Genomic DNA, 22,244 nt, shown 5'->3' on the forward strand with positions numbered 1-22,244 from the left:
CCAACCCGCTCGACTGTTACCGGAGGTAACACATACTACGGCTGTGAGCTTGCTGTGCGTTGATCGATTCGGGCTGTGTTCGCACACCACTTATGGTGATCTGTAACCGGACAGCCGTGGACGAGCGAAAGGAAGGCGATGCGCCGCGCCCTGTTGCTCGTGCTCTGTGTCGTTCTGTCCGGTTGTTCCGCCGCGTCGGATCCCGCCGCGACCGAAGACAGCGCCGTCCCCGCGACGGTGGCGGCCACCCCCGCGGCACCGGAGACCAATCCCGCGATCGGCGCGCTCTTCCTGGACGGAACGCATTTCTGCACGGCCAGCGTCGTCCACAGCGCCCCCGGCGACCTCCTGCTCACGGCGGCGCATTGCCTGCACGACGGCGAAGGCGGCGAGTACGCGACGGGGATCTCGTTCGCACCCGGCTACCACGACGGTGTCGCGCCATACGGCTACTGGGAAGTCTCCGATCCGCAGGTTCCCGACGGCTGGGCCGATTCCTCCGATCCGGACCTCGACGTCGGGTTCGCGACCGCCCGCCAGGCCGGCACCACGAAGACCCTCGAAAGCGTCACGGGCGCCAACACCCTGCTGACCGGCGGCGGTTTCGACCACCCGATCACCCTGACCGGCTATCCCGACGAACGGGAGGCGCCGGTCGTCTGCCACGGCACCAGCGCCCAGGCCGACACCTACCAGATGCGCGTCGCGTGCCCCGGCTTCACGACCGGCACCAGCGGCGGCCCGTGGGTGGTCGACGCCGACCCGAAGACCGGACTCGGCACCGTCGTCGGCGTGATCGGCGGCTACCTGTACGGCGGGGACGATCCGGACACGTCCTACAGCAGCTACTTCGACACCGACGTCGCCACCTTGTACCGGAAGATGGACACACGGGGATGATCTCCCCATGAGCATCCACGACGTCCCGATCACCGGTGAACCGATCCGCCTCGGCCAGTTCCTCAAACTGGCCAACCTGGCCGAAGACGGATCGCACGCCAAAGACCTCCTCGACGCCGAAGAGGTCACGGTCAACGGCGAGGTGGAGGTCCGGCGCGGCCGTCAGCTGACGAACGGCGACGTCGTGGAGGTCGGCGGCGAAGGCGGCCGCGTCGTCCTGGGCTAACGCCCCTGCAGCGGCGCCAGGCGCAACGCCTTCGCGAGTTCTTCCAGCTCGCGGTGCACCGGCTCGTTCAGCGGGACCCCCAGCGCCTGGCACTGTTCGAGGTACTGCGCCTCGCGCCAGCCCGGATAGCGGACCGGGGTGCCGCCCTCCCAGCCGAGCAGGCTGCCGAACAACGCGCTCGCGGCCTTGTAGAACCCGTCGGCGCTGCGCAGCGTCGTCGGCGCGATCGCCATCACCATCAGTCCGGTGTCGTGGTCGTGGTCGCCGACGCCCGACAGCACCCCGGCGAAGATCTCCACCAGCAGGGCGAATCCGGCGATCGCGGCGCTGCCCGCGCCGTCGACGTCCCCCAGCGTGTCCAGGTCGAGGACGAATTCGGGGTACGCGCCGGCGGGGGCGGCCATGCCGAGCGGGTTCGCGGCCGTCCCGCGCTCCCCGCCCGCCGCCATGACGAGCCCGATCATGGTGTGCGGCAACGCCCTCGCGGCATGGTGCCCGGCACGGCCGAACGGCCCGACGCCGCGCACCGACATCAGCCCGACGCCGTACCGGCCCGCCCTGGACACCGCCCGGTCCATCGCGTCGCCGACGGCCCACAGGCCCGGCGCGCGGCGGTAATCGATCAGGGCGGCGGCACCGCGGTCGGCGATCATCAGCGGTTCGGCCCTCGGCCGCACCATCCCGTTGGCGAGCATCGGCAGATGCAACCGGGTCAGTTCGGCGACGCCGGATTCCGGCGTTCCGGTGAGATCGCCGTGGCACAACGCCTCGGCGGCCATCCTGGCCCGCGACCACGGCAGGTCGTGCGCGGTGAAGATCTCGGTGACCAGGTCGATCAGGGCGTCGATCGGGACGCGCTGCCAGATCTGTTCCGGTATCGGGGAGGGTTCGGCCGGTTCGGGGGTCGGCTCGACGGGCGCACGGCGGAGAGAGCGAGGTCTGAGGGGCACTCCGCCGAGGGTGCCTAAACGCGTTTTTCGGCGTCAACGAACCAGGGCAGCTTCTAACCGACTGTGTGATCGGAGCGCTCGGAAACGTCGGTGGGCGGACGTACGATCGGGGCATGTGCCGCAACATCACCACGCTACGAGGCCTGGAACCGGCGGCGACGCCGGACGAGATCGAGGCCGCCGCCCGCCAGTACGTCCGCAAGGTGTCCGGGGTGCAGAGCCTGTCCGACGCCACCCGTGAGCCGTTCGAGGCCGCCGTCGCCGAGATCACCGAGATCACCCGGCGCGTACTGGCCGAGCTGCCCCCGCGCCGTCAGCCCCCGGCGACGGTGCCGCCGCTGCGCCGTCCCGAAGTCCAGGCGCGAATCGCGGCGAAGGCCGCGAAGAGCCAGGCATCCTGAGCTCCGGCGGTTACGGTTAGCGGGTGACATACCCGCAAGACCCCTACGGTCAGCAGCAGCCCTACGGCCAGCAACCTCCGTACGGGCAGCCGTACCAGCAACCGGGTTACGGATACGGCCCGGCGATGCCGCCGCAGGAACAAGGGCTCGCGATCGCGGCACTGGTCGTGTCGATCGCCAGTCTGGTCGCGTGCAGCGGGCTGCCGTCGATCGCCGGCGTCATCATGGGGCATATCGCGCATTCCAAGGCCAAACGCGGGGAAGCGGGCGGCCAGGGGATGGCGCTCGCGGCGATCATCATCGGCTACCTCGGCGTCGCCGTCATCCTGCTGCTCCTGGCGGGTTTCATCTTCGTCGGGATCTTGACCGACTGGGACTTCGACTAGATCCGAAGCGTTAAGGCAAAGGCCCGTCGGATACCCTCGACAGCGGTAGCGTGTCCGAGCGGCCGAAGGAACATGTCTTGAAAACATGCGAGGGCTCTGTCCTCCGTGGGTTCGAATCCCACCGCTACCGCCAGTCTTGAAAACGAAAGCGCCCCAGGCCGACCGACCTGGGGCGCTTCTCGTCACGCGGGTACCAGTGCCCAGACCGTCTCGTCGCTACGGCCGCCCAGGAACGGCCGCTGCTCCAGCAGCGATGCCGTGCCGTTGTTGATCTGCCGCACCGCCAGCTTGCTCGCCCGGTTCACCAGTCCGTAGCGCATGTCGGCGCTCCGCAACAGCTTCCACTGCTGGTTGGTGGCCGAGCCGCAGTGCGTCTGCTCGAACTGCGCGCCCTCCGCGGTGCTGCCGGAGACCGGCCGCAGGCACTGACCGCTCCGCTCGTTGGAGATCTTCCAGTACCCGCCGCCCGCGTCGGTGAGCCGCCATTTCTGGCCGTTGTCGTTCTGCCTGACCACATGCGTGATCTTCGCGCCCGCCGACGACGAGCCATCGACGACCGCCGCGCTGTTGCCGTTGGTGGCGACGGTCAGGTAGTACTTCTTGCCCGCCTGCGGGCCGGGATCGGCGACGGGGTTCAGCGTCCACTGCTGGTTGGCCGCCCCGGTATAGGGCTGCTGGACCAGCGGCGCCGGGTACGCGCCGCCGTCGGTGATCGCGAAGCCGGTCAGGTAGTTGAAGATCGCCACCTTGCCGTTGCCGAGCGGCTGGAACGCCCACCGCATACCGTTCTGGCCGTTGCAGTTGTACTGCAGGATCGGCGTTCCCGGCGCCGTCCCGCTCTGGGCGCTGTCGGCGCACAGCTGGCTGTTGGCGTTGACCAGCTGAAGCCCGGTGTTGTAGCCCAGGATCCACTTCTGGCTCATGGCGTCGGTCCGCGGCCGATGGCTGAGGTTCGCGAGGCCGCCGGTCGACGAGCCCACGACGTCGATGGCGTTACCGCTCGCGCCGGTGATGACGTAGGTCTTCCCGCCCCTGGCGTGGCCGTCGTCGTTGTCGGGGGTGTCCTTCTTGATCAGGAAGGCGCTGTTCGCGACGTTCCAATGCGTCGCGAGCCAGCTGCCCGGCGTGGGGTTCGTGCTGAAGTAGTCGTCGTTGCCGCAGTCCAGCAGCCGGTCGAAGTCGCGTTCCGTGCAGTCGAAGGACTGCGTGTCGCCGTAACACATCAGATCCCATTCCTGGGAGCAGTGCCCGCCACCCTGGTAGTGCGGGGCACCCGGCAGGACCGCGCCGAGCATGTGGCCCAGTTCGTGCGCGGCGGCGTTGACACCCCAGCAGGGGACGGCGATCTCCGTGTAGTGCCTGCCGTTGTTGAAGGCGTTGGCGGGACCGGGCTGGTCGTCGCTGTCGCCCCACGTGCCGGCGCAGGTGTGCGGGTTGTCGGAGAACAGCATGTAGTCACGGTCCGCGTTGAAGAAACCGGCCTCGATGGCGCGGTCGCGGATGGCACCCGACAGATACGTGCCGTCGGGCACCACGAGATTCGCGACGGCGACCTGGCAGCCCGCGCCCGCGGTCGTCACGTAGCGGAGATGTCTGCTGCCGCCGGTCGCGGCGGCGCTGTCGTTGAACGAATCGTCGATCCCGGACGCGTACGCGCGCAGGGACGGCACGACGGTCGCGTACCGGTCGGCCTGGCCGGCCTCACGGACGTAGACCAGCTCGACACGTTTGCCGGAAACCCCGTCGCCCTCGCAGACCACCGGGTTCGCGGCGATCAGCGCTTGGGCGACGGCTGGAGCGAGCGGGGGCGGGGCCACCTCGGAGGCGGCCGCCTCTCCGGTGAGCAGGCCACAGCCGAGGCCGATGGTCACTAGCAGGCAGGCGGTTCGCCGTTTCGCCTTGGACAAAGGCTCTTCCTTTCGCGATGGAGGAACGCGATAACGACGCTAGAGATCGGATGTATGGCCGCGCCAGGCAGAAGGACCGGCAGTCTGCCGCTACCCTTCGGCCATGCCCAAGTACCTGCTGCTCAAGCACTACCGCGGCGCTCCGGCAGCGGTGAACGACATCCCGATGGAGCAATGGGCGCCGGAGGAGATCACGGCGCATATCGACTACATGAGGGACTTCGCGACCCGGCTCGTGGAGACCGGCGAGTTCGTCGCGGAGCAGGCTCTCGCACCCGAAGGCACCTTCGTCCGCTACGACGGCGAGGGCAAACCGCCGGTCACCGACGGCCCGTTCGCCGAGACCAAAGACCTCATCGCCGGTTTCATGATCATCGACGTCGACAGCTACGAGCGGGCGCTCGAACTCGCGGGTGAACTGTCGGCCGCCCCGGGCGCGGGCGGGAAGCCGATCCACGAATGGCTCGAACTGCGTCCGTTGCAGGGCGAGCCGCTCGTCGTCACGGAGTGACCACCGAACTGGACGAGGCCCTGCTCCGGAGTCTCACGCCGAACGTCCTCGGGATCCTCGTCCGCCGCGGAGCCGACTTCGCGTCGGCCGAGGACGCCGTCCAGGAGGCGCTGATCGAGGCCGTCCGCGTCTGGCCCGGTGACCGGCCTAACGATCCGAAGGGCTGGCTCGTCACCGTCGCCTGGCGCAAGTTCCTCGGTATGGCACGGTCCGACGCCGCCCGCCGCCGACGCGAAGACCTCGTCGACGACGAGCCCGCCCCGGGGCCCGCTCCCGCGGTGGACGACACGCTGCAGCTCTACTTCCTGTGTGCCCACCCGTCGCTGACGCCGGCTTCGGCGGTCGCGCTCACCCTGCGCGCCGTCGGCGGGCTCACCACCCGCCAGATCGCCCAGGCGTACCTGGTGCCCGAAGCGACCATGGCGCAGCGCATCAGCCGGGCCAAGCGCACCGTCTCGGGAGTGCGTTTCGACCAGGCCGGCGACGTCGCCACCGTGCTGCGCGTGCTGTATCTCGTGTTCAACGAGGGTTACTCGGGCGACGTCGACCTCGCCGCCGAAGCCATCCGGCTCACCCGGCGGCTTTTCGTCTCGATCGACCATCCCGAGGTCGCCGGGCTGCTCGCCCTCATGCTGCTCCACCACGCCCGGCGCGCCGCGCGGACGGCGGCCGACGGCGCGCTCGTGCCGCTCGCCGAACAGGACCGCGGCGCCTGGGACACGCGTCTGATCGCCGAGGGCGTCGAGATCCTGCAAGCCGCGCTGGCGCGCGACAGGCTGGGCGAGTTCCAGGCGCAGGCGGCCATCGCGGCGCTCCACGCAGACGCGCCCACCGCGGCGGAGACCGACTGGGTGCAGATCGTCGAGTGGTACGACGAACTCGCGCGGCTGACCGGCAGCCCGGTCGTCCGGCTCAATCGCGCGGTCGCCGTCGGCGAGGCGGACGGACCGCGCGCGGGGCTGGCCGCGCTCGCGGAACTGGACGATTCGCTGCCGAGGTACGCGGCGGTGGCGGCGTACCTCCACGAGCGCGACGGCGATCCGGAGACCGCGGCGCGGCTGTACGGCGAAGCCGCGGCCAAGGCGGCCGACCTGGCCGAGCGCGACCACCTGACGCGTCAGGCCGAGCGTCTCAAGAAGTGATCGGCGGCAGCCGCGGCAGGCCGTCGATCTCCGACAGGTGCTCCAGCACGCGTCCGAACGCCTGTCCCAGCACCCGCTGCTCCTCGGGGCTCAGCAGATCGATCAGATGCTCGCGGACGCCCTCGACATGCGTCGGTGCCGCGCCTTCCAGCAGTTCCGCGCCGGTCTCGGTCATCTCCGCGACGACGCCGCGTTTGTCCGCCGGGTCCCGGGTGCGGCGGATGAGACCGTCGGCCTCGAGCCGGACCATCTGGTGCGAAAGCCTGCTCTTGGTCGAACCGAGCATGCTCGCCAGCTCCGTCATCCGCATCCGCCGGTCGGGCTGGAGCGAAAGGCAGACCAAGACCTCGTAGTCGGCGAGGGTGACGTCGTGGCGCTCGGAGAGTTCGCGATGGAGACGCTGTCGCAGCCGCATGGTGGCGACGATGTACGAGCGCCAGGCGACCATCTCGGACTCGGAAAGCCAGCGCACTTCCTTCTGCTCCACCGCCATCCACGCAGAGTAGAGCGTTGATCGCACAAGGCGCATACCCACCGGTCACTTTTCGGTCCCTGAAAAATCCGGCGGAACATTCGCCCGAAGGAGGGTTACGAAAAGGTTGAGACTCGGCGAGAAAAGGCGCATTCTGCTTGTCAGCGGATGGTCGGGCAAGTACCGGGCGAACCCGTGGAAGGGTCGCCGGACCTGCTCCCAGCCGGGAAGGGTCAGGTGGTGGTATGGCGGGTGATTCTCGCGGTTGACCGCCTGCTGTGTCCCCGCGACCGGAACGGAAAGGACCGGGTCGGTCGCGACTGTGAACAGCGACGAGCGCGGGCATCTCGGATGCGCTCGACAATTCTGGCGCATTCGGCGTCACTCCGGCCTGTTTCGGGTTAGCGGCCTCTTCGACCGCCTCGGCAGCGCCAGGACGCCGGCCCGGTGATCGCGGCCGACCGGCGATCGGAACAAGACAACCTCGGTAGCCCTGGGTGCGGCCGCTCCACGCGGCCGCACCCAGGCATATCCGGGGTCTTCCGGCTACGCTTCCCCCGTGCGATTCGACGAAGGCGCGGGCCTGGACACCTCCGAGGTCGAGGACCTGCGCGGCGGTGGCGGTGGCGGTATCGGCGGCCGGGTGGCACTCGGCGGCGGCGGGCTCGGCGTGGTCGGCCTCGTCATCTACTTCCTGCTCTCCCAGTTCGGCGGCGTGAGCCTGAACCCGTCGTCCGGCGGGATCGGCAGCCTCGGCGGCGTGGGCTCCGGGCAGCAGATGGACAACACCACGCTGTCCCAGGAGTGCAAGACCGGCGCGGACGCGAACCGGAACCACGACTGCGCGATCGTCGCCATCATCAACTCGATCCAGGACTACTGGGGCCAGGAGTTCCAGCGGTCCGGCTCGACCTACCGCAAGGCCGTCACGAACTTCTTCAACGGCGGGGTGAACACCGCCTGCGGTAACGCGACTTCCGACGTCGGGCCGTTCTACTGCCCCGGCGACTCCGAGGTCTACATCGATCTGGGCTTCTTCAACGAACTCCGCACCAGGTTCGGCGCGGAGGGCGGGCCGTTCGCGGAGGCGTACGTGCTGGCCCACGAATACGGCCACCACGTGCAGAACCTCACCGGAGTGTCCAAAAAGGGCACCGGGAGCGGGCCGACGTCGGGTTCGGTGCGGCTCGAACTGCAGGCCGACTGCTACGCCGGTGTCTGGGCGAACCACGCGACGACCACCCCGACCGAGAGCGGGCGGCCGCTGATCAGCGAGATCAGCCAGGAGGACGTCAACTCGGCGCTGGACACCGCTTCGCGGATCGGCGACGACTACATCCAGTCGAAACTCGGCGGGGGCCGGGTCGACGAGTCGAAGTTCAGCCACGGCACCTCGGCGCAGCGGAAGAAGTGGTTCACGACCGGCTTCCAGACGGGCGAGCCGGCGCGGTGCGACACGTTCGCGGCCAAGAGCCTGGGCTGAGCACTCCCCCTGGACGCCAGGAACGGTCCTTTCCTCGCAAAATTTGCGAGGAAAGGACCGTTCCTAGCATTTGAGGAGCTACTACGCGGCGACGTGGTGCTCGTCAGCCTGGACGGAAGCCGTCATGCTCCGCTGCTGAGACCGCTCGGCCGCGCGAAGGGACTTCGCCTTCGCGGCCGAACTGCCCGACACACCGTTGATGTCCGCGGTGCTGGTCGCGTACACGCCCAGCGCCCACGCGACGGCGTCGGAGTTGCGTTCGAGCGCGACGCGATCGATGTTGCCGAGGTTGTCGCACGCCTGGTGGTAGCACTTGTCGTAAGGAACGTTGGCGCTGCCGCCCCACTTGGCCGCCTGCGCCGCGGTCTTCACGCCTTCGGCACCGGTGAACAGGCCACCGGCCGGGATGCCGACCGCGATGAACTGGCCGTAGTCGGAGCGACCGGTGAAGTCCGTGCCCTCGACCGGGACACCCTTGCCGAGCTGGAGGTAGTCCACGAGGGTCTTCTCGAGCTGCGCGGAACCGTACGGGCCCGCACCCGCGCCGACACCGTCGGAGTTGTCACCGTCGTAGGCGAAGTACGCCGCGTTCGGCGAGCCGATCATGTCGTAGTTGTAGTAGAGCGCGATGTCGAGCTGCTGCTCGAAGCTCAGCGAGTTGACGTAGTAGGTCGAGCCGACGAGACCGAACTCCTCGGCGCTCCACCAGCCGAAGCGGACGGCGTTGTTGGCCTTGGGCTTGCTGCCCAGCTGCAGCGCGGTCTCCAGCAGCGCCGCGGAACCGGTGCCGTTGTCGTTGATGCCGGGGCCCTCGGTGACGCTGTCGAGGTGGGCGCCGAGCATCACGACGTTGTCCTTGCGCCCGGTCTTGGTCTCGGCGATGACGTTGTAGCTGGTCCGCGCCTCCTGGAAGGCACGCAGGTCGAGGGTGACCGAGGCACCGGCCTTCCCGGCGAGTGCCTGTCCGTCGGCCTGGGTGATGCCGCCGGTCGGGATCTTGCCCGCGGCCGGGTCGCCCAGGGTGCCGTTGACCGGGCCCGGGACGTTGTTGTAGACGATCGCGCCGACGGCGCCCGCCGCCGCGGCCGTCGCCTGCTTCTGCGCGAAGGAGCAGCCACCGCGCTGGATCAGCGCGATCTTGCCGGTGACGCCGCCGGCGTAGTCGGTCGCTTCGCAGCCGCTGGTGTCGTCGACCGGGACCACCGCGAGCGGGGCGGTGATTCCCCCGGCGGGCGTCGACGGGCTGTAGGACATGATGATGATCGGGACGTCGGCGCCCGCGACCGTCAGCTTCTCCGCGAGGGTTTCCGCGTAGGTGAAGGGGAACTCCTGCCGCGTCACCGTGAAGCCCGCCTGCTCCAGCTTCGTGGCGACGTACTCGGCGGACTTCTTGTGCCCTTCGGTGCTGGCGGCACGGCGGCCGCCGTTCGCGTCCGAGATCCGCTGCAGCGCGATCAGGTGCCGGTTGACGTTGTTCACGTCGACCTTCTTGACGAGCTGCTTGGCCAGCGCGGGACCGTCGATCCCGGTCGTGGCCGTCGCAGCGGGAGCCATTCCGACCGTGAGCGCGGCGGTGGCCATCACCACGATCGAGGGAACAATGCTTCTTCGCGAATATGACATGAGCGTCACCTTTGTGCGGTTTGTGCCACAGGTCAACCGACGTTCGGCGGACTTTACGACACCGGGATAGGGTCGTTTGTATGTACGCGATCACCATCCGTGAGCCCGGCGATCCCGATGTTCTCGAATGGACCGAGGTCCCTGATCCCGTTGCGGGTGAAGGCGAAGTCGTCATCGAAGTCGCCGCGAGCGCCGTCAACCGCGCTGACCTGCTGCAACGGCAGGGGAACTATCCGCCTCCGCCGGGCGCCAGCGAAATCCTCGGGCTCGAATGTTCGGGCACGATCGCCGAAATCGGCGAAGGCGTCGAAGGGTGGCGAATCGGCGACGAAGTTTGTGCTTTGCTCGCCGGTGGTGGCTACGGGGAAAAGGTCGCCGTCCCGGCCGGACAACTGCTTCCGCTTCCCGCCGAAGTCGAATTGCTCGCGGCCGCCGGACTGCCCGAAGTCGCGTGCACGGTTTGGGCGAATGTGGTGATGCACGCCGGCTTGTCCGAAGGTGACGTCCTGCTCGTCCACGGCGGCGCGGGCGGGATCGGCACGCACGCGATCCAGGTCGCCAAGGCGCTCGGCGCGACGGTCGCGGTGACCGCGGGTTCGGAAGAACGGCTGGAGAGCTGCCGCCAGCTCGGCGCCGACATCGCGATCAACTACAAGGAGCAGGACTTCGTCGAGGTGCTGCGCGCCGAAACCGATGGCGCGAACGTCATCCTCGACAACATGGGCGCCAAGTACCTCGGCCGCAACATCGACGCGCTGGCCATGGACGGCAGGCTGGTCGTCATCGGCATGCAGGGCGGCGTCAAGGGCGAGCTGAACATCGGCAAGCTGATGGGCAAACGGGCGAGCGTGTTCGGCGCGGGCCTGCGCTCACGGCCGCTGGCGCAGAAGGCGGCGATCGTGGCCGACGTCCGCGAGCGGCTGTGGCCGTTGGTGGAGCAGGGTTCGGTGAAGCCGATCGTCGGTCAGGTCGTCCCGATGGCCGAAGCCGCGTCCGCGCACCGGGCCCTCGAGGACGGCACGGTTTTCGGCAAGGTTCTCCTCGCCGCGAAGTCCTAGCGGATCTCTTCCAGCACGCGGACGAGCTGATTGACCTCGAAGACGTTCGAGTAATGCGCGAGTCCGATGCGGACGGCGCCGCCGACTTCGGCGGCGCCGAGCGAGCCGAAGACACCGCTCGTGCCGTCGTCGGCGAAGGCGCAGAGCCCTTGGGACGCCAGGTATTCGGCGACCTCGGGTGCCTTCTTGCCCGCGACTGCGAACGCGAGCGCGGGGATCCTGCGCATGGCGTCGCCGATGACCATGACGTGCCGCAGCGAACGCAGCTCCGTGGACAGCTGCGCCAGAAGACCCGCGTGGTACGACTTGGCCGAGCCCAGCGACGTCACCAGCTTCTCGCGCCGGGAGCCCTGCGCGGCGTCGTCCAGACCGGCCAGATAGTCGATCGACGCGACCAGCCCGGCCAGCAACGGGTACGCGTGCGGCCCCAGCTCCATCCGGGCCGGACCGCGCGCGGCCGGGTCGAGCGAGACCGACGGCAACCGTTCGAGCAGTTCGGGATCGCGGAAGACCAGCGCCCCCACCGACGGCCCGCCCCAGGCCTGCGCCGAAACCACCATCACGTCGGCGCCGAGCGCGTTGAGGTCCAGCGGCACGAACGGCGCCGCGTACGTCGCGTCGACGACGACCAGCGCGCCGACGCGTTTGGCGAACTCGATCACCGTCGGGACGTCGGGCCGGGTGCCGACCGAACCGGAGGCCAGCGTGACCGCGACGGCCTTGGTGCGCGCGGAGACGAGGTTCTCGTACTGCCAGGCGGGCAGCTCACAGGTCTCGATGTCGATCTCGCCCCAGCGCACGACCGCGCCGACACGTTTCGCCGCTCGGCGCCACGGCGCGAGGTTGGCCTCTTCGTCCAGCCGGGAGACGACGACCTCGTCGCCGATCGTCCAGCGATCGGCCATCGCGTCGACGAGACGGCGGATGAGATCGGGCGCGTTGGGGCCGAGCACGACTCCGGCCGGGTCGGCGCCGACCAGATCGGCGACCGCCCGGCGAGCGGCCGTGACAATGCTTTCCGCGCGCTGGGAGGCCGGAAACGCTCCACCCGGCCCGGACACCGGAGCGCGCATGGCCGTGGATACGGCCGAAGCGACCTGTTCAGGTACGAGCATTCCGGCGGCGCCGTCGAAGTGAATCCAGCCGTCACCCAGCGCGGGAAACAACCCACGGATACGAGCGACGTCGAACGCCATGGGGACACCGTACGGACGTGCGGTTTGGCGCTTTACCCGGGGTTGGCTGCCCGATCACGGGGCGCGACGATTCCCGCTACGCTCGGAGACGGCGCTGAAAACCACACTGCGCTTCGTGCCCGACGTAGGCCAGGATGGAGCACATGACCGACCCAGTTTCCCGCGAATCGACCACCCCCGGTGACGGCGGAGGAGACTCCACACACCATGTGGTGGTCGTCGGTCCCGACGGCACTCCGGTCGGCACCGCGCGCGTCGCCTCCCCCGGCGCCGACTCCGGCGAGGAGGCACACGAGGAATCGCTCGGCGACCTCGTCGAAGAGCCCGCCAAGGTGATGCGCATCGGCACGATGATCAAACAGCTGCTGGAGGAGGTCCGCGCCGCGCCGCTGGACGACGCCAGCCGCACCCGCGTGCGCGAGATCCACCAGACCTCGATCCGCGAGCTGGAGCAGGCGCTCGCGCCCGAGCTGCAGGACGAGCTGGAGCGGCTCGTGCGGCCGTTCACCGAGAACTCGACGCCGTCCGATGCCGAACTGCGGATCGCGCAGGCGCAGCTCGTCGGCTGGCTGGAAGGGCTGTTCAGCGGCATCCAGACCGCGCTGTTCGCGCAGCAGATGGCGGCGCGGGTGCAGCTGGAACAGATGCGGCGGGGGCTGCCGGCGGGTCCGTCCGCGGGCGGCGCCGCTTTGGGTGGGCACGGTGCCGGCGGCGAGTCTCACGGGCCGGGCCAGTACCTCTGACACGCGCCCCTCTCCAAATGTCATGAAAGGGCCGTTCAAGACGTTTTTCGTCCTGAACGGCCCTTTCATGACATCCGCGGCTCAGCGCAGCGGGCGGAAGAACGTCCGCAGGTCGTCGATGAGCAGATCCGGCACCTCCAGCCCGGGGAAGTGACCCCCTCGGTCCGGAGTGGACCAGTGCACGACGTTGTCGGTGCGCTCGGCGAGGTGCCGGATCGGCAGGCCGGTGTCCTTCGGGAACACGGCCACGCCGGTGGGCACTGTGGACCGCGGCGGTGGCGTACCCCAAGCCTGGCCCAGCGTGGTGTAGATCCGCGAAGACGAGTTCGCCGTGCCGGTGAGCCAGTAGAGCATCACGCTGGTGAGCAGATCGTCGCGATCGATCGCGTCCTCCGGGACGTCACGCGAGTCCGAATAGGACTTGAACTTCTCCACCAGCCAGCCGAGCTGCCCGGCAGGCGAGTCGGTGAGCCCGTAGGCAAGCGTTTGCGGCTTGGTCGACTGGATCATCGCGTAGCCCAATTCGCCGCTCTGGAACTCCCGCCCGCGCGCCAGCGCCGCCTCGCCCCGCGCGAGTTCTTCGCCGGTGAGTCCCTCCAGATCGGCCTCGCTCCGGGGCACCGCGTGCGGCAGCATCGTCAGATGCGCGCCGATCACCCGCTCCGGGCACCGGACGCCCACCGCGCGCGACACGATCGCGCCCCAGTCACCACCGTGCAGCCCGAACCGCTCGTACCCGAGGCGCGACAGCAGCTCGACCCAGGCGTCCGCGGTCCGGTCCGAACCCCAGTTCGCCTCGGTCGTCGGCCCGGAGAAACCGAACCCCGGCAGCGACGGCACGACGACGTGGAACGCGTCCCCCGGGTCGCCGCCGTACGCGCGCGGGTCCGAGAGCGGCCCGACGACGTCGAGGAATTCCACAATGGACCCCGGCCAGCCATGCGTCAGCACCAGCGGGATCGCGTCCGGCTCCGGTGACCGCGCGTGCAGGAAATGGACGTTCGCGCCGTCGATGTTCGCCAGGAATCCGGGGAAACCGTTGAGACGCTCCTCGTGGGTGCGCCAGTCGTAGCGGAGCCGCCAGTATTCGGCGAGCTCCTGGAGGTAGCCGAGCGGCGTCCCGAGGCCCCAGCCGACGCCGTCGATCTCGTCCGGCCAGCGGGTGTTCGCCAGGCGGGCGGCGAGATCGTCGAGGTCGCGCTGGGGGACGTCGATCGTGAACGGCGTGATGGTCATGGGGACGACGGTAGGGAGGATCGAGGACAACCACGGTCCTCGACCGAAGGTCAAACCCGGTTCTCGGGCCGCGCCCAATTGGTCATCAGCTCAGCGCTGGTCGACGCTGGTCGGCGCTTTCTCCCCCGGCGGCAGGAAACGCTCGATTCGGTCCAGCACACGGTCGACGCCGTGGCCGTCCACGATGGACGCCGCCGTCTCCGAGAACCGATGGCGAGCCTCCCTGTCCAGCAGCAAGGTCCGCAGCGTCTCGACGACATCGTCGTCCAATGCCGCGGCACTTCCGAGGCCCGCCGCCAGCCCGAGATCCAGCGCGCCCCGGTAGCCCGTCTCCTGGTTGTCGACCAGCTTCACGACGCCGGTCGGCACGCCGAGACAGCACAACTCCAGCAGCGTCACCCCGGCCGCACTCACCGCCACATCCGTCTCCACGAGCAGATCCAGCAGCCCCGGCCCGGGCGGTGCGACACGGAATTCCTGCCCGGGCAAGGCCTCCGGCACCACGGGTTCGCCACGTACGAGCACGTCGGCGACGAAGGGCAACCCCGTGTCGCGCAAGGCGTGCAGGAGCGCGCTGACCGTTCCGGCCCATTCCGTCCCTCCGCCGAGCACCACGGTCACGTGCGGCCGCTCGGTCAGCTCGCGGGCATGACGCTTCTCCCGCGCATGGCGGACGACGTCCCGCATCGGCGCGTAGGCGACGCCCCTGAGCAACTCACCGGAGCCGTCGTCGGGCCGCGGCGCGGGAGCGAACCCACAGTCGACGACCAGATCCGCCGCACGCCTGCCGAAAACGTCGTCCTCGATGGAGACCAGCAGCGCACCACCGGCGTTGACTTCCCGCCGTATCTCGCCGATGCCGTAGTGGTCGACGAGTACCACGTCGAAGTCCTCCGCCAGCGCGGCGGGAACGGCGGAGTAGAGCATCGGAACGGACAGCTCCGCGAATCGCGCGGCCAGCCATTCGGCGTTGTCCACGAAGCCGCTGAACGCCACCTCCCAGCCGCGCGCGACCGCGCGTTCGGCATAGGCGACCATGCGTGAGACGTGGCCCGCGCCGATCGTCCCGGAGGCGTCGGCTCTCAACACCAGCTTCGTCACCTGGCCACCTTCTTCTGCTCCACGTGCCGGTTGAGCGCCGCGAGATCGGGCCTCGACCGCAGCACCGCGACCACCTCACGCCAAACGCCGACGCGATCCCCGAGCTCCGCCACGACACCTTCGATGACCGCCCAGTCCTCGACGGTGTCCAAGGTCACGCGCAGATCGTCGGCGGGCGGGCTGACCACGACGCCCGAGCACGAATACGTCTCCGGACGCGAGTAGACACCCGAAGTCACGTGCTCGCGATCGGCGCCGCGGGCGGTCTCGATCTGCTCGGCCAGCACTCCCGCACGCACGAGTTCCGCGTCGAAGCCCCGGGGCAGCGTGCGCACGAGGGTGGTGCTCAGGTAGTCCAGCGACGGCCGCGCCCGCCACAGCGTGACGAGCTGCCCGATCAATTCCGGGTCCAGCAGCGGGCAGTCCGCGGTGAGCCGTACCACCGCGTCGGCCGGGTACGACTCGATGGCGACCGCGAAACGCCCGAGGACGTCGTCGAGCGGCCCTCTCGCGACCAGGGCACCATGCCGGGCGGCCTCCTCGGCCACCTCGTCGTCGTCGGCCTCCGTCGAGGTCGCGACCACGACGTTGTCGATTCCCGGCGAAGCGGTGGCGGCACGGACGACCCAGCCGAGGACGCTCCGGCCCGCCAAGGGGCGGAGCACCTTGCCAGGCAGCCGGGTGGACGACGCGCGTGCCTGGATGACGGCGTTGACCACGTGGGCCCCGGGGTCTGGATCCATGGGTGACATGATGTCGTGCGGCAGTAGCACCGAAACGCGGAGGTCAACGATGTCCGAGCTGGATGGCTCCAGCATCCTGCTCACCGGCGGGACCGGTTCGTTCGGCAAGGCGTTCATCACCTACGCCCTCGCCGAACTGAACCCGCGACGGCTGGTCGTGCTCTCCCGCGACGAGCTCAAGCAGTACGAAGCGCGCCAGCAGTTCGACAACGACCCGCGGCTGCGCTGGTTCATCGGCGACATCCGGGACCGCCGCCGCCTCGAGCGCGCGATGCACGGCGTCGACTACGTGGTGCACGCCGCCGCGCTCAAGCAGGTCGACACGGGTGAGTACAACCCGTTCGAATTCGTGCAGACCAACGTCGTCGGCTCGCAGCACGTCATCGAAGCCGCGATCGACACCGGCGTGAAGAAGGTCGTCGCGCTGTCGACGGACAAGGCGTCCAGCCCGATCAACCTCTACGGCGCCACCAAGCTTTGCGCCGACCGGATGTTCATCAGCGCGAACCACTACGCCGCGACGCATCCGACCAGGTTCTCCGTGGTCCGCTACGGCAACGTGATGGGCTCGCGGGGCAGCGTGATCCCGTTCTTCCGCGCGCTCGCGGCCAAGGGCGAGTCCCTCCCGATCACGCACAAGGAGATGACCCGGTTCTGGATCACCCTCCCGCAGGCCGTGCAGTTCGTGGTCGACTCGTTCGACCAGATGAACGGCGGTGAGCTGTACGTGCCGCGGATTCCGAGCATGCGGCTGGTCGAGCTCGCGCAGGCGATCGCGCCCGGCTCGCCGATGCACGAGGTCGGCATCCGCCCCGGTGAGAAGCTGCACGAAGAGATGATCGCCCCGGACGACGCCCGCCGCACGGTGCAGCTGAGCGACCGCTACGTCGTCCAGCCGCATATCGCGGGCTGGGGTTACGAGCCGCCGTCGGACGGCAAGGCCGTCCCGGAGAACTTCGCCTACCGCTCGGACACCAACGACCTGTGGCTCGACGCCGAGGAACTGCGCGACCTGGTCGAGCAGTATGGGTGACTTCCTTCCCTACGGCCGTCAGTCCGTTTCGGACGAGGACATCGCCGCGGTCACCGAGGTGCTGCGCGGTGACTGGCTGACCACCGGCCCCGCCGTCACCCGCTTCGAAGAAGACCTCGCGGAACACACCGGCGGCACGCCCGCAGTGGCCGTCACGTCGGGTACGGCCGCGTTGCACGTCGCGTATGCGGCGGCCGGGATCGGCCCTGGCGACGAGATCGTCACGTCACCGATGACCTTCGTCGCCACCGCCGCGACCGCGGCTCTGCTCGGCGGCAAGGTCGTGTTCGCCGATGTCGAGGCGGACACGGGCAACCTCGACCCGGCGGCGGCTTCGGCGGCCGTCACCGGGCGGACCAAGGTCGTGGCGGCCGTGGACTACGCCGGCCACCCCGCCGAACTGGACGAGCTCGGCCGGATCGCGCACGACAACGGCGCACTGCTGCTGGAAGACGCCGCGCATTCGGTCGGCGGGAACTGGCAGGGCAGGCCGGTCGGCTCGCTCGCCGACCTCACGACGTTCTCCTTCTTCCCCACCAAGAACCTCACCACGGCCGAAGGCGGTGCGGTGGTCGCCGGTTCGGACGAGCTGCTGGCCCGCGCCCGCGGTTTCCGCAATCACGGCCTGGTGCGGGACAAGGCGGCGCAGCGGTATCCGGACGAAGGCGCGTGGCACCAGGAGGTGCACGAGTTCGGCCTGAACTACCGGCTCCCGGATGTGTTGTGCGCCCTGGGAAGCAGTCAGCTGCGCAGGCTCGCGGAGTTCAAGAAGCGGCGTGCGGAGATCCACGCGCGCTACACCGCCGCACTGTCCTCAGTGGACGGAGTGCTGACGCCTGCCGTGCGCGAAGGCGCGGACCCGGTGTGGCACCTGTACCCGCTGCGAGTCCTCGAAGGACGCCGCCGTGCGCTCTTCGATCACTTGCGCGGCAAGGGAATCGGCGTGCAGGTCAACTACATCCCCGCGTACTGGCACCCGGTGTTCGAGGATCTCGGGTACCGGCGCGGGATGTGCCCGAACGCGGAGCTGTACTACAGCCAGGAGCTTTCGCTGCCGCTGTTCCCGGCGTTGACCGACGCCGACGTGGACCGCGTCATCGACGAGGTCCACGGCTTCTTCCGCTAGAAGGACGACTAAGGCCGACCGTGTCTTAGGTACGTCCCACCGATGCACGGGTGGCGGTTTCGCGTGACTGGACGGACGACACATGTGTTGGGATGGACGACACGCGTGATTGGGCGGACGACTCGCGCCATGGACCCGGCCGCAAGCGTGTCGGCCATCCAGTCACGCGTGTCGTCCGCCCGATCACACGTGTCGTCCGTCGGATCACGTGTGTCGTCCACCAGGTCACGTGAGGCTAGATCAGGCCCCAGGTGAGCGCGGTGCCCTTCGGGACATCCGAGGAGAACGTGCGGCCGAGCACGTTCACGATCTCGGCGGGCGCCAGCCCGCCGGCCGGCCGGATCGACCGGACGTTCTCCCGCGTCACCGTGTCCCCCGCGCGCACATCTTCGACGACGTAAAGGGAACGGCGGAACCGCAAGCCCTCTTTCTCGCTCTCGCGCGGCCCGATCACGGCGGCGCCCAGCGCCTCCCACGCGCGGTGCGATTCGGTGACCAGTGCGGCCAGCTCACCGGGCTCCAGCGAAAACTCGGAGTCGACGCCGCCGTCGTTCCTGGCCAGCGTCACGTGCTTCTCGATGGCGACGGCGCCCAGCGCCACGGCCGCCAACGGGGCGCCGATACCGGGCGTGTGGTCGGACAGGCCGACGAGCGTCCCCGTCACGCCCGCCAAGACAGGCAGGCCACGCAGGTTGCTCTCGGCGGGCGACGCCGGGTAGCTGGCGGTGCAGCCGAGCACGATCAGCTGGTCGTTGCCCGCCTCGCGCGCGGTCCGGACCGCCGCGTCGATCTCGGCGACGCTGGCCATCCCGGTCGAGATGATCAACGGTTTGCCGGTCTTCGCGCACAGTTCGATCAGCGGCAGGTCGACGATCTCCGACGAGGCGATCTTGTACGCGGGCGCGTCCAGTGACTCCAGCAGTTCGACGGCGGTGGGGTCGAACGGGCTGGAGAAGATCTCCAGGCCACGGGCGCGGGCGCGCTCGAACAGCGGCTCGTGCCATTCCCACGGCGTGTGGGCGCGCTCGTAAAGCTTGTAGAGGTTCTCGCCGCCCCAGAGCGAATGCGAGTCGCCGATCCGGAAGTCCGGTGTGTCCACGTCGATGGTGATCGTGTCCGGCCGGTAGGTCTGCAGCTTGACCGCCTGCGCGCCGGTCTCGGCGATCGCGTCGACGATCTCCAGGGCCCTGCCGAGGTCACCGTTGTGGTTACCGGACATTTCGGCGATCACGAACGGCGGATGCGCCGTCGAGAGAACATGTGCGCCGATGCGCACCTCGGTGGCGGTCATCGGGTGGGACTACCTCTTCTTCCTGGTCCGGCGGTCGGCGGCACGCAGTTCGGTCCAGACGACCTCGCGCGGCTCACCGTCGACCTCTCGAACATACCTGCGTGTTTCGAGGAAGCCGAATCGCTTGTGGAGCTGCAGCACCTGCCGGTTGTCCGCGAGTGTCGCCCCGCCGAGCAGGTTCAGGCCGAGCACGTCGAAGCCGTAGTCGACGGCGGCGCCCTCCAGCTTCAGCCAAGCAGGGAGGATTTCCCGGCCGAGGCCCTCGACGTCCAGGTAGAAGTGCCATTCCGCGCTTCCGGCCTCGATATCGATGTCACTGAACAGCACGACACCGGCGGGCACGCCGTCGTGCCGGTAGACGAGGACACGACGACTCGGGTCCGCGCGGACGGCTTCGAACCAGCCACGGTGTTCTTCGACACCGATCTCGTGCGTGGTGAAGCTGACCCGCCGGACCGACGGATGGTTGCGCCACCGCCGGATCCGGTCGAGGTCCTCGTCCCCGGCTTCGACCAGCAGGCCGGTCATTCGCCTGCCGGGACGGTGATGGAGTCCTCGATCCGGCGCAGCCGGTCCTCGTAGCGGGCGATCCCGGCGAGCCGGACGCGGATCTGGGCGTGCTGGCGCTGGATCTCCTGGATCAGGCTGCGCGCCTCGGCCAGCTCGGGCTTGTCCGCGTGCACCGGCAGCGACAGCGACTCGCGCAGATCCTCCAGCTGGGCCTCCTGGGCCGCGACACTCGGGATCAGGCGGTCCAGCTCGGCGCGGGTCCAGCGCAAGTCGCCGCGGGCGTGCTCAAGGCCGCTCTCGGCGCCGTCGAGCCGTCGGCGGTGGTCCGCGGTGGCGTGTTCGAGGTCGTTGACGCGCCCGTTGAGGTCGCGAAGCCGCTCGTCGATCCGGAAGTCGATGAGCCGGGCGATCCGGCCGATCACGCCGCTGCGGAGTTTCTGCACTGCCATGGGGTGTTCCTTCTCGGGATGGGCTGGCTGGGAGTTCAGCGCAGGAGTTCGGTTTCGCCGGTCTTCGTCCACGAGTCCAGCAACCTGCCCTCGGCGGCGATGCGGTGCTCGGGTCCGACGATGCAGGAGTCGCCCGCGGCGTGCTCCCAGTGGGTCTGGGCCGGGTCGTCGATGAACGAGAACCCGGACAGGACCAGATTGGCGTGCGGGAACGACGTGCGCGCGATCCACGCGGCGAGCGTCCCGGTGGTTGACCACAGGCCCTCTTCGCGGCTCGGCAGCCCGAGCGCGTCGGACAGCGGCAGGACGACCTCGCGGTTCGGCACCGGCACGTAACCGAGGTCTCCGGGCCACCAGCCCGGGATGTCTTCGGGCTCCCAGTGCATCCGGCCCGGCTCGACCAGCAGGTAGAGCCGTTTGCGGTAGTCACGGAAGACGTGCTTGGTGGCGCGGACGGCGCGGTTAAACACCACGACGTGCACCCGGCTGCCGACCGTTTCGGGGCCGCCCGGCTCGTCCACGACGAAGCCGTTGACGCGGATCACGAGGTCACAAGCGTCGATGGCCTTCGCTCGCCGAGGGTCCGGCGGAAGCGGCTGATTCCCGACCACGGCCACCGAACGGGGCTCCGGCCGGTCGGCGTATGCGGCGAGCAGATTGACCATCAGGCTCGCGTCGCCGAGTGCAGCAGTCATGAGGGCAGAAAGTACCAGCACACGCACCGCGTTCGGGTGCGAATCCGACGGTAGCGTTCCGTGGTCGGGACGGGGCGCCCCAGGCATCATCGGCCCCATCGGTACCCTCGTTCCCGTGCATGCCACCAGCACGGTTCACGCCGCCGACGGTGCTGCGCCGACCTCGGTTCCGCCGATTTCGGACAGCAAGACCTTTTCGCGCGCGTTCGCCGACATCAAGACCGGTTTCGCCGCCAAAGAGCTGTGGGGACACCTCGGCTGGCAGGACATCAAGCAGCGCTATCGCCGCTCGGTGATCGGCCCGTTCTGGATCACCATCAGCCAGGGCGTCATCGCGCTCGGCCTGGGGCTTCTGTACTCACAGTTGTTCAACCTGCCGACGGCGACGTTCCTTCCCTACATCAGCACCGGGTTCATCATCTGGGGCTTCATCAGCGGCTGCCTGTCCGAGGGCATGGAGACCTTCATCTCCAACGAAGGGCTGATCAAACAGCTCCCGGCACCGCTTTCGGTGTACGTGCTGCGGACGGTCTGGCGCCAGACGCTGATGCTGGCGCACAACCTGATCGTCTACGTGATCGTGGTCGCGATCTTCTTCACCAGCCTGGACCAGCCGTACGCGATGAGCGGCGCCTGCGTCGACGGCGCGCTGTGCCACCCGGGGCTCGGCTGGTACTCGCTGAGCGCGATCCCCGGCATCCTCGTGCTCGCGCTGAACGCCGGCTGGGTCACCCTGCTGCTGGGCATCATCTCGACGCGCTACCGCGACATCCCGCAGGTGATCAACTCGCTCATCCAGCTGCTCTTCTACATGACGCCGATCGTCTGGCCGATCGACCAGCTGATGGCGGGTGGCGCCCGTGACGGCGTTTCGTGGGCCCTGCCGTACGTCTACGGCAACCCGCTCTTCCACTTCATCCAGATCGTGCGCGCACCGTTGATCGGCCAGGCCGTCAGCCTCAACAGCTGGTACGTGGTGCTCGGCATCACCGTCGTCGGCTGGGGTCTCGCGCTGGTCGCGATGCGCAATTACCGTTCCCGCGTCTCTTATTGGGTGTGACA

General features: G+C 69.0%; 24 protein-coding genes and 1 tRNA gene. 13 read left to right on the top strand and 12 right to left on the bottom strand.

Features of this window, described 5'->3' with window-relative positions; translation table 11 throughout:
• Nucleotides 1-138: 138 nt before the first annotated feature.
• Nucleotides 139-900: a serine protease gene (locus tag ED92_RS04810; protein WP_037333371.1), complete on the top strand. Its 762-nt coding sequence runs from the start codon at nucleotides 139-141 to the stop codon at nucleotides 898-900.
• Between the two features lie 7 nt (nucleotides 901-907).
• On the top strand, nucleotides 908-1,126 hold the full coding sequence (locus ED92_RS04815; protein ID WP_016330720.1) for an RNA-binding S4 domain-containing protein: 219 nt from the start codon (nucleotides 908-910) through the stop codon (nucleotides 1,124-1,126).
• On the opposite strand, the gene ED92_RS04820 is transcribed toward ED92_RS04815, so the two are convergent.
• The gene (locus ED92_RS04820) at nucleotides 1,123-2,076 is read right to left on the bottom strand and encodes an Ldh family oxidoreductase (protein ID WP_037333374.1); all 954 of its coding nucleotides are present in this window, start codon (nucleotides 2,074-2,076) and stop codon (nucleotides 1,123-1,125) included. The two genes, ED92_RS04815 and ED92_RS04820, sit on opposite strands and share 4 nt — an antisense overlap.
• Nucleotides 2,077-2,189: 113 nt before the next feature.
• On the opposite strand from ED92_RS04820, the gene ED92_RS04825 reads away from it, so the two are divergent.
• From ED92_RS04825 to ED92_RS04835, 3 genes are all read left to right on the top strand, one after another.
• Nucleotides 2,190-2,477 carry a DUF2277 domain-containing protein gene (locus ED92_RS04825; RefSeq protein WP_037336023.1) on the top strand — a complete coding sequence of 96 codons (288 nt, stop codon included), beginning with the start codon at nucleotides 2,190-2,192 and terminating at the stop codon, nucleotides 2,475-2,477.
• Nucleotides 2,478-2,500: 23 nt separating this feature from the next.
• Complete coding sequence (locus ED92_RS04830) at nucleotides 2,501-2,863, top strand: DUF4190 domain-containing protein (RefSeq protein WP_037333377.1); 363 nt, start codon at nucleotides 2,501-2,503, stop codon at nucleotides 2,861-2,863.
• A gap of 44 nt (nucleotides 2,864-2,907) precedes the next feature.
• Nucleotides 2,908-2,996: transfer RNA gene (locus ED92_RS04835), tRNA-Ser, on the top strand.
• 49 nt (nucleotides 2,997-3,045) lie between these two features.
• On the opposite strand, the gene ED92_RS04840 is transcribed toward ED92_RS04835, so the two are convergent.
• Nucleotides 3,046-4,770, bottom strand: coding sequence for an RICIN domain-containing protein (locus ED92_RS04840; protein WP_037333379.1), 1,725 nt, complete (start codon nucleotides 4,768-4,770; stop codon nucleotides 3,046-3,048).
• Between the two features lie 103 nt (nucleotides 4,771-4,873).
• Between ED92_RS04840 and ED92_RS04845 the strand changes: the two genes are divergently transcribed.
• The gene (locus ED92_RS04845; protein ID WP_037333381.1) at nucleotides 4,874-5,281 is read left to right on the top strand and encodes a YciI family protein; all 408 of its coding nucleotides are present in this window, start codon (nucleotides 4,874-4,876) and stop codon (nucleotides 5,279-5,281) included.
• Nucleotides 5,282-5,289: 8 nt separating this feature from the next.
• Nucleotides 5,290-6,423 carry an RNA polymerase sigma factor gene (locus ED92_RS04850; RefSeq protein WP_037336025.1) on the top strand — a complete coding sequence of 378 codons (1,134 nt, stop codon included), beginning with the start codon at nucleotides 5,290-5,292 and terminating at the stop codon, nucleotides 6,421-6,423.
• Here the strand turns inward: ED92_RS04850 and ED92_RS04855 are convergent.
• Nucleotides 6,413-6,916, bottom strand: coding sequence for a MarR family winged helix-turn-helix transcriptional regulator (locus ED92_RS04855; protein ID WP_037333383.1), 504 nt, complete (start codon nucleotides 6,914-6,916; stop codon nucleotides 6,413-6,415). The genes ED92_RS04850 and ED92_RS04855 overlap by 11 nt on opposite strands.
• A 538-nt stretch (nucleotides 6,917-7,454) precedes the next feature.
• On the opposite strand from ED92_RS04855, the gene ED92_RS04860 reads away from it, so the two are divergent.
• Nucleotides 7,455-8,378 (top strand): neutral zinc metallopeptidase, encoded by a 924-nt coding sequence (locus ED92_RS04860; RefSeq protein ID WP_037333385.1) that lies wholly within the window; start codon nucleotides 7,455-7,457, stop codon nucleotides 8,376-8,378.
• 81 nt (nucleotides 8,379-8,459) lie between these two features.
• On the opposite strand, the gene ED92_RS04865 is transcribed toward ED92_RS04860, so the two are convergent.
• Nucleotides 8,460-10,001 carry a M28 family metallopeptidase gene (locus ED92_RS04865; protein ID WP_162836884.1) on the bottom strand — a complete coding sequence of 514 codons (1,542 nt, stop codon included), beginning with the start codon at nucleotides 9,999-10,001 and terminating at the stop codon, nucleotides 8,460-8,462.
• Between the two features lie 80 nt (nucleotides 10,002-10,081).
• Between ED92_RS04865 and ED92_RS04870 the strand changes: the two genes are divergently transcribed.
• Nucleotides 10,082-11,059 carry an NAD(P)H-quinone oxidoreductase gene (locus ED92_RS04870; RefSeq protein ID WP_037333390.1) on the top strand — a complete coding sequence of 326 codons (978 nt, stop codon included), beginning with the start codon at nucleotides 10,082-10,084 and terminating at the stop codon, nucleotides 11,057-11,059.
• Here the strand turns inward: ED92_RS04870 and ED92_RS04875 are convergent.
• On the bottom strand, nucleotides 11,056-12,255 hold the full coding sequence (locus ED92_RS04875; RefSeq protein WP_037333392.1) for a cysteine desulfurase-like protein: 1,200 nt from the start codon (nucleotides 12,253-12,255) through the stop codon (nucleotides 11,056-11,058). The genes ED92_RS04870 and ED92_RS04875 overlap by 4 nt on opposite strands.
• Nucleotides 12,256-12,389: 134 nt before the next feature.
• Here ED92_RS04875 and ED92_RS04880 point away from each other — a divergent pair, with 134 nt between their 5' ends.
• Nucleotides 12,390-12,998: a bacterial proteasome activator family protein gene (locus ED92_RS04880; protein ID WP_037333395.1), complete on the top strand. Its 609-nt coding sequence runs from the start codon at nucleotides 12,390-12,392 to the stop codon at nucleotides 12,996-12,998.
• Between the two features lie 81 nt (nucleotides 12,999-13,079).
• Here the strand turns inward: ED92_RS04880 and ED92_RS04885 are convergent, their stop codons facing one another.
• The 3 genes from ED92_RS04885 to ED92_RS04895 form a co-directional block, all read right to left on the bottom strand.
• Nucleotides 13,080-14,234: an epoxide hydrolase family protein gene (locus tag ED92_RS04885; protein WP_037333398.1), complete on the bottom strand. Its 1,155-nt coding sequence runs from the start codon at nucleotides 14,232-14,234 to the stop codon at nucleotides 13,080-13,082.
• 90 nt (nucleotides 14,235-14,324) lie between these two features.
• Nucleotides 14,325-15,335: a spore coat protein gene (locus ED92_RS04890; RefSeq protein WP_052120277.1), complete on the bottom strand. Its 1,011-nt coding sequence runs from the start codon at nucleotides 15,333-15,335 to the stop codon at nucleotides 14,325-14,327.
• On the bottom strand, nucleotides 15,332-16,078 hold the full coding sequence (locus tag ED92_RS04895) for a cytidylyltransferase domain-containing protein (RefSeq protein ID WP_037336029.1): 747 nt from the start codon (nucleotides 16,076-16,078) through the stop codon (nucleotides 15,332-15,334). The genes ED92_RS04890 and ED92_RS04895 overlap by 4 nt, the downstream gene beginning before the upstream one ends.
• Before the next feature lie 49 nt (nucleotides 16,079-16,127).
• Here ED92_RS04895 and pseB point away from each other — a divergent pair, with 49 nt between their 5' ends.
• The gene (gene pseB, locus ED92_RS04900; RefSeq protein WP_037333402.1) at nucleotides 16,128-17,111 is read left to right on the top strand and encodes a UDP-N-acetylglucosamine 4,6-dehydratase (inverting); all 984 of its coding nucleotides are present in this window, start codon (nucleotides 16,128-16,130) and stop codon (nucleotides 17,109-17,111) included.
• Nucleotides 17,104-18,237: a DegT/DnrJ/EryC1/StrS aminotransferase family protein gene (locus ED92_RS04905; RefSeq protein ID WP_037333404.1), complete on the top strand. Its 1,134-nt coding sequence runs from the start codon at nucleotides 17,104-17,106 to the stop codon at nucleotides 18,235-18,237. Before pseB ends, ED92_RS04905 begins: the two co-directional genes overlap by 8 nt.
• 235 nt (nucleotides 18,238-18,472) lie before the next feature.
• On the opposite strand, the gene pseI is transcribed toward ED92_RS04905, so the two are convergent.
• Genes pseI through ED92_RS04925 form a run of 4 tightly spaced genes read right to left on the bottom strand, consistent with a single transcriptional unit; the run spans nucleotide 18,473 to nucleotide 21,152 of the window.
• Nucleotides 18,473-19,528, bottom strand: a complete 1,056-nt coding sequence (gene pseI / locus ED92_RS04910) for a pseudaminic acid synthase (RefSeq protein ID WP_037333406.1) — start codon at nucleotides 19,526-19,528, stop codon at nucleotides 18,473-18,475.
• A gap of 9 nt (nucleotides 19,529-19,537) precedes the next feature.
• Nucleotides 19,538-20,056: a GNAT family N-acetyltransferase gene (locus tag ED92_RS04915; RefSeq protein WP_037333409.1), complete on the bottom strand. Its 519-nt coding sequence runs from the start codon at nucleotides 20,054-20,056 to the stop codon at nucleotides 19,538-19,540.
• Nucleotides 20,053-20,487 carry a hypothetical protein gene (locus tag ED92_RS04920; RefSeq protein ID WP_037333411.1) on the bottom strand — a complete coding sequence of 145 codons (435 nt, stop codon included), beginning with the start codon at nucleotides 20,485-20,487 and terminating at the stop codon, nucleotides 20,053-20,055. Before ED92_RS04920 ends, ED92_RS04915 begins: the two co-directional genes overlap by 4 nt.
• 35 nt (nucleotides 20,488-20,522) lie before the next feature.
• Nucleotides 20,523-21,152 carry a hypothetical protein gene (locus tag ED92_RS04925; RefSeq protein WP_037333414.1) on the bottom strand — a complete coding sequence of 210 codons (630 nt, stop codon included), beginning with the start codon at nucleotides 21,150-21,152 and terminating at the stop codon, nucleotides 20,523-20,525.
• A 145-nt stretch (nucleotides 21,153-21,297) separates the two neighbouring features.
• Here ED92_RS04925 and ED92_RS04930 point away from each other — a divergent pair, with 145 nt between their 5' ends.
• Complete coding sequence (locus ED92_RS04930) at nucleotides 21,298-22,242, top strand: ABC transporter permease (protein WP_037333416.1); 945 nt, start codon at nucleotides 21,298-21,300, stop codon at nucleotides 22,240-22,242.
• Nucleotides 22,243-22,244 lie beyond the last annotated feature (2 nt).

It is taken from the genome of Amycolatopsis sp. MJM2582, assembly GCF_000754115.1.
Classification (GTDB): Bacteria; Actinomycetota; Actinomycetes; order Mycobacteriales; family Pseudonocardiaceae; genus Amycolatopsis; species Amycolatopsis japonica.

Excerpts from the sequence above, each read along its gene's own strand:
- ED92_RS04825 (WP_037336023.1), top strand. The coding sequence starts at position 2,190 with ATGTGCCGCAACATCACCACGCTACGAGGCCTGGAACCGGCGGCGACG.
- ED92_RS04880 (WP_037333395.1), top strand. The coding sequence starts at position 12,390 with ATGGAGCACATGACCGACCCAGTTTCCCGCGAATCGACCACCCCCGGT.
- ED92_RS04810 (WP_037333371.1), top strand. The coding sequence starts at position 139 with ATGCGCCGCGCCCTGTTGCTCGTGCTCTGTGTCGTTCTGTCCGGTTGT.
- pseI (WP_037333406.1), bottom strand. The coding sequence starts at position 19,528 with ATGACCGCCACCGAGGTGCGCATCGGCGCACATGTTCTCTCGACGGCG.
- ED92_RS04845 (WP_037333381.1), top strand. The coding sequence starts at position 4,874 with ATGCCCAAGTACCTGCTGCTCAAGCACTACCGCGGCGCTCCGGCAGCG.
- ED92_RS04875 (WP_037333392.1), bottom strand. The coding sequence starts at position 12,255 with ATGGCGTTCGACGTCGCTCGTATCCGTGGGTTGTTTCCCGCGCTGGGT.
- ED92_RS04865 (WP_162836884.1), bottom strand. The coding sequence starts at position 10,001 with ATGTCATATTCGCGAAGAAGCATTGTTCCCTCGATCGTGGTGATGGCC.
- pseB (WP_037333402.1), top strand. The coding sequence starts at position 16,128 with ATGTCCGAGCTGGATGGCTCCAGCATCCTGCTCACCGGCGGGACCGGT.
- ED92_RS04885 (WP_037333398.1), bottom strand. The coding sequence starts at position 14,234 with ATGACCATCACGCCGTTCACGATCGACGTCCCCCAGCGCGACCTCGAC.
- ED92_RS04920 (WP_037333411.1), bottom strand. The coding sequence starts at position 20,487 with ATGGCAGTGCAGAAACTCCGCAGCGGCGTGATCGGCCGGATCGCCCGG.
- ED92_RS04815 (WP_016330720.1), top strand. The coding sequence starts at position 908 with ATGAGCATCCACGACGTCCCGATCACCGGTGAACCGATCCGCCTCGGC.
- ED92_RS04915 (WP_037333409.1), bottom strand. The coding sequence starts at position 20,056 with ATGACCGGCCTGCTGGTCGAAGCCGGGGACGAGGACCTCGACCGGATC.
- ED92_RS04905 (WP_037333404.1), top strand. The coding sequence starts at position 17,104 with ATGGGTGACTTCCTTCCCTACGGCCGTCAGTCCGTTTCGGACGAGGAC.
- ED92_RS04870 (WP_037333390.1), top strand. The coding sequence starts at position 10,082 with ATGTACGCGATCACCATCCGTGAGCCCGGCGATCCCGATGTTCTCGAA.
- ED92_RS04855 (WP_037333383.1), bottom strand. The coding sequence starts at position 6,916 with ATGGCGGTGGAGCAGAAGGAAGTGCGCTGGCTTTCCGAGTCCGAGATG.
- ED92_RS04925 (WP_037333414.1), bottom strand. The coding sequence starts at position 21,152 with ATGGTCAATCTGCTCGCCGCATACGCCGACCGGCCGGAGCCCCGTTCG.
- ED92_RS04895 (WP_037336029.1), bottom strand. The coding sequence starts at position 16,078 with ATGGATCCAGACCCCGGGGCCCACGTGGTCAACGCCGTCATCCAGGCA.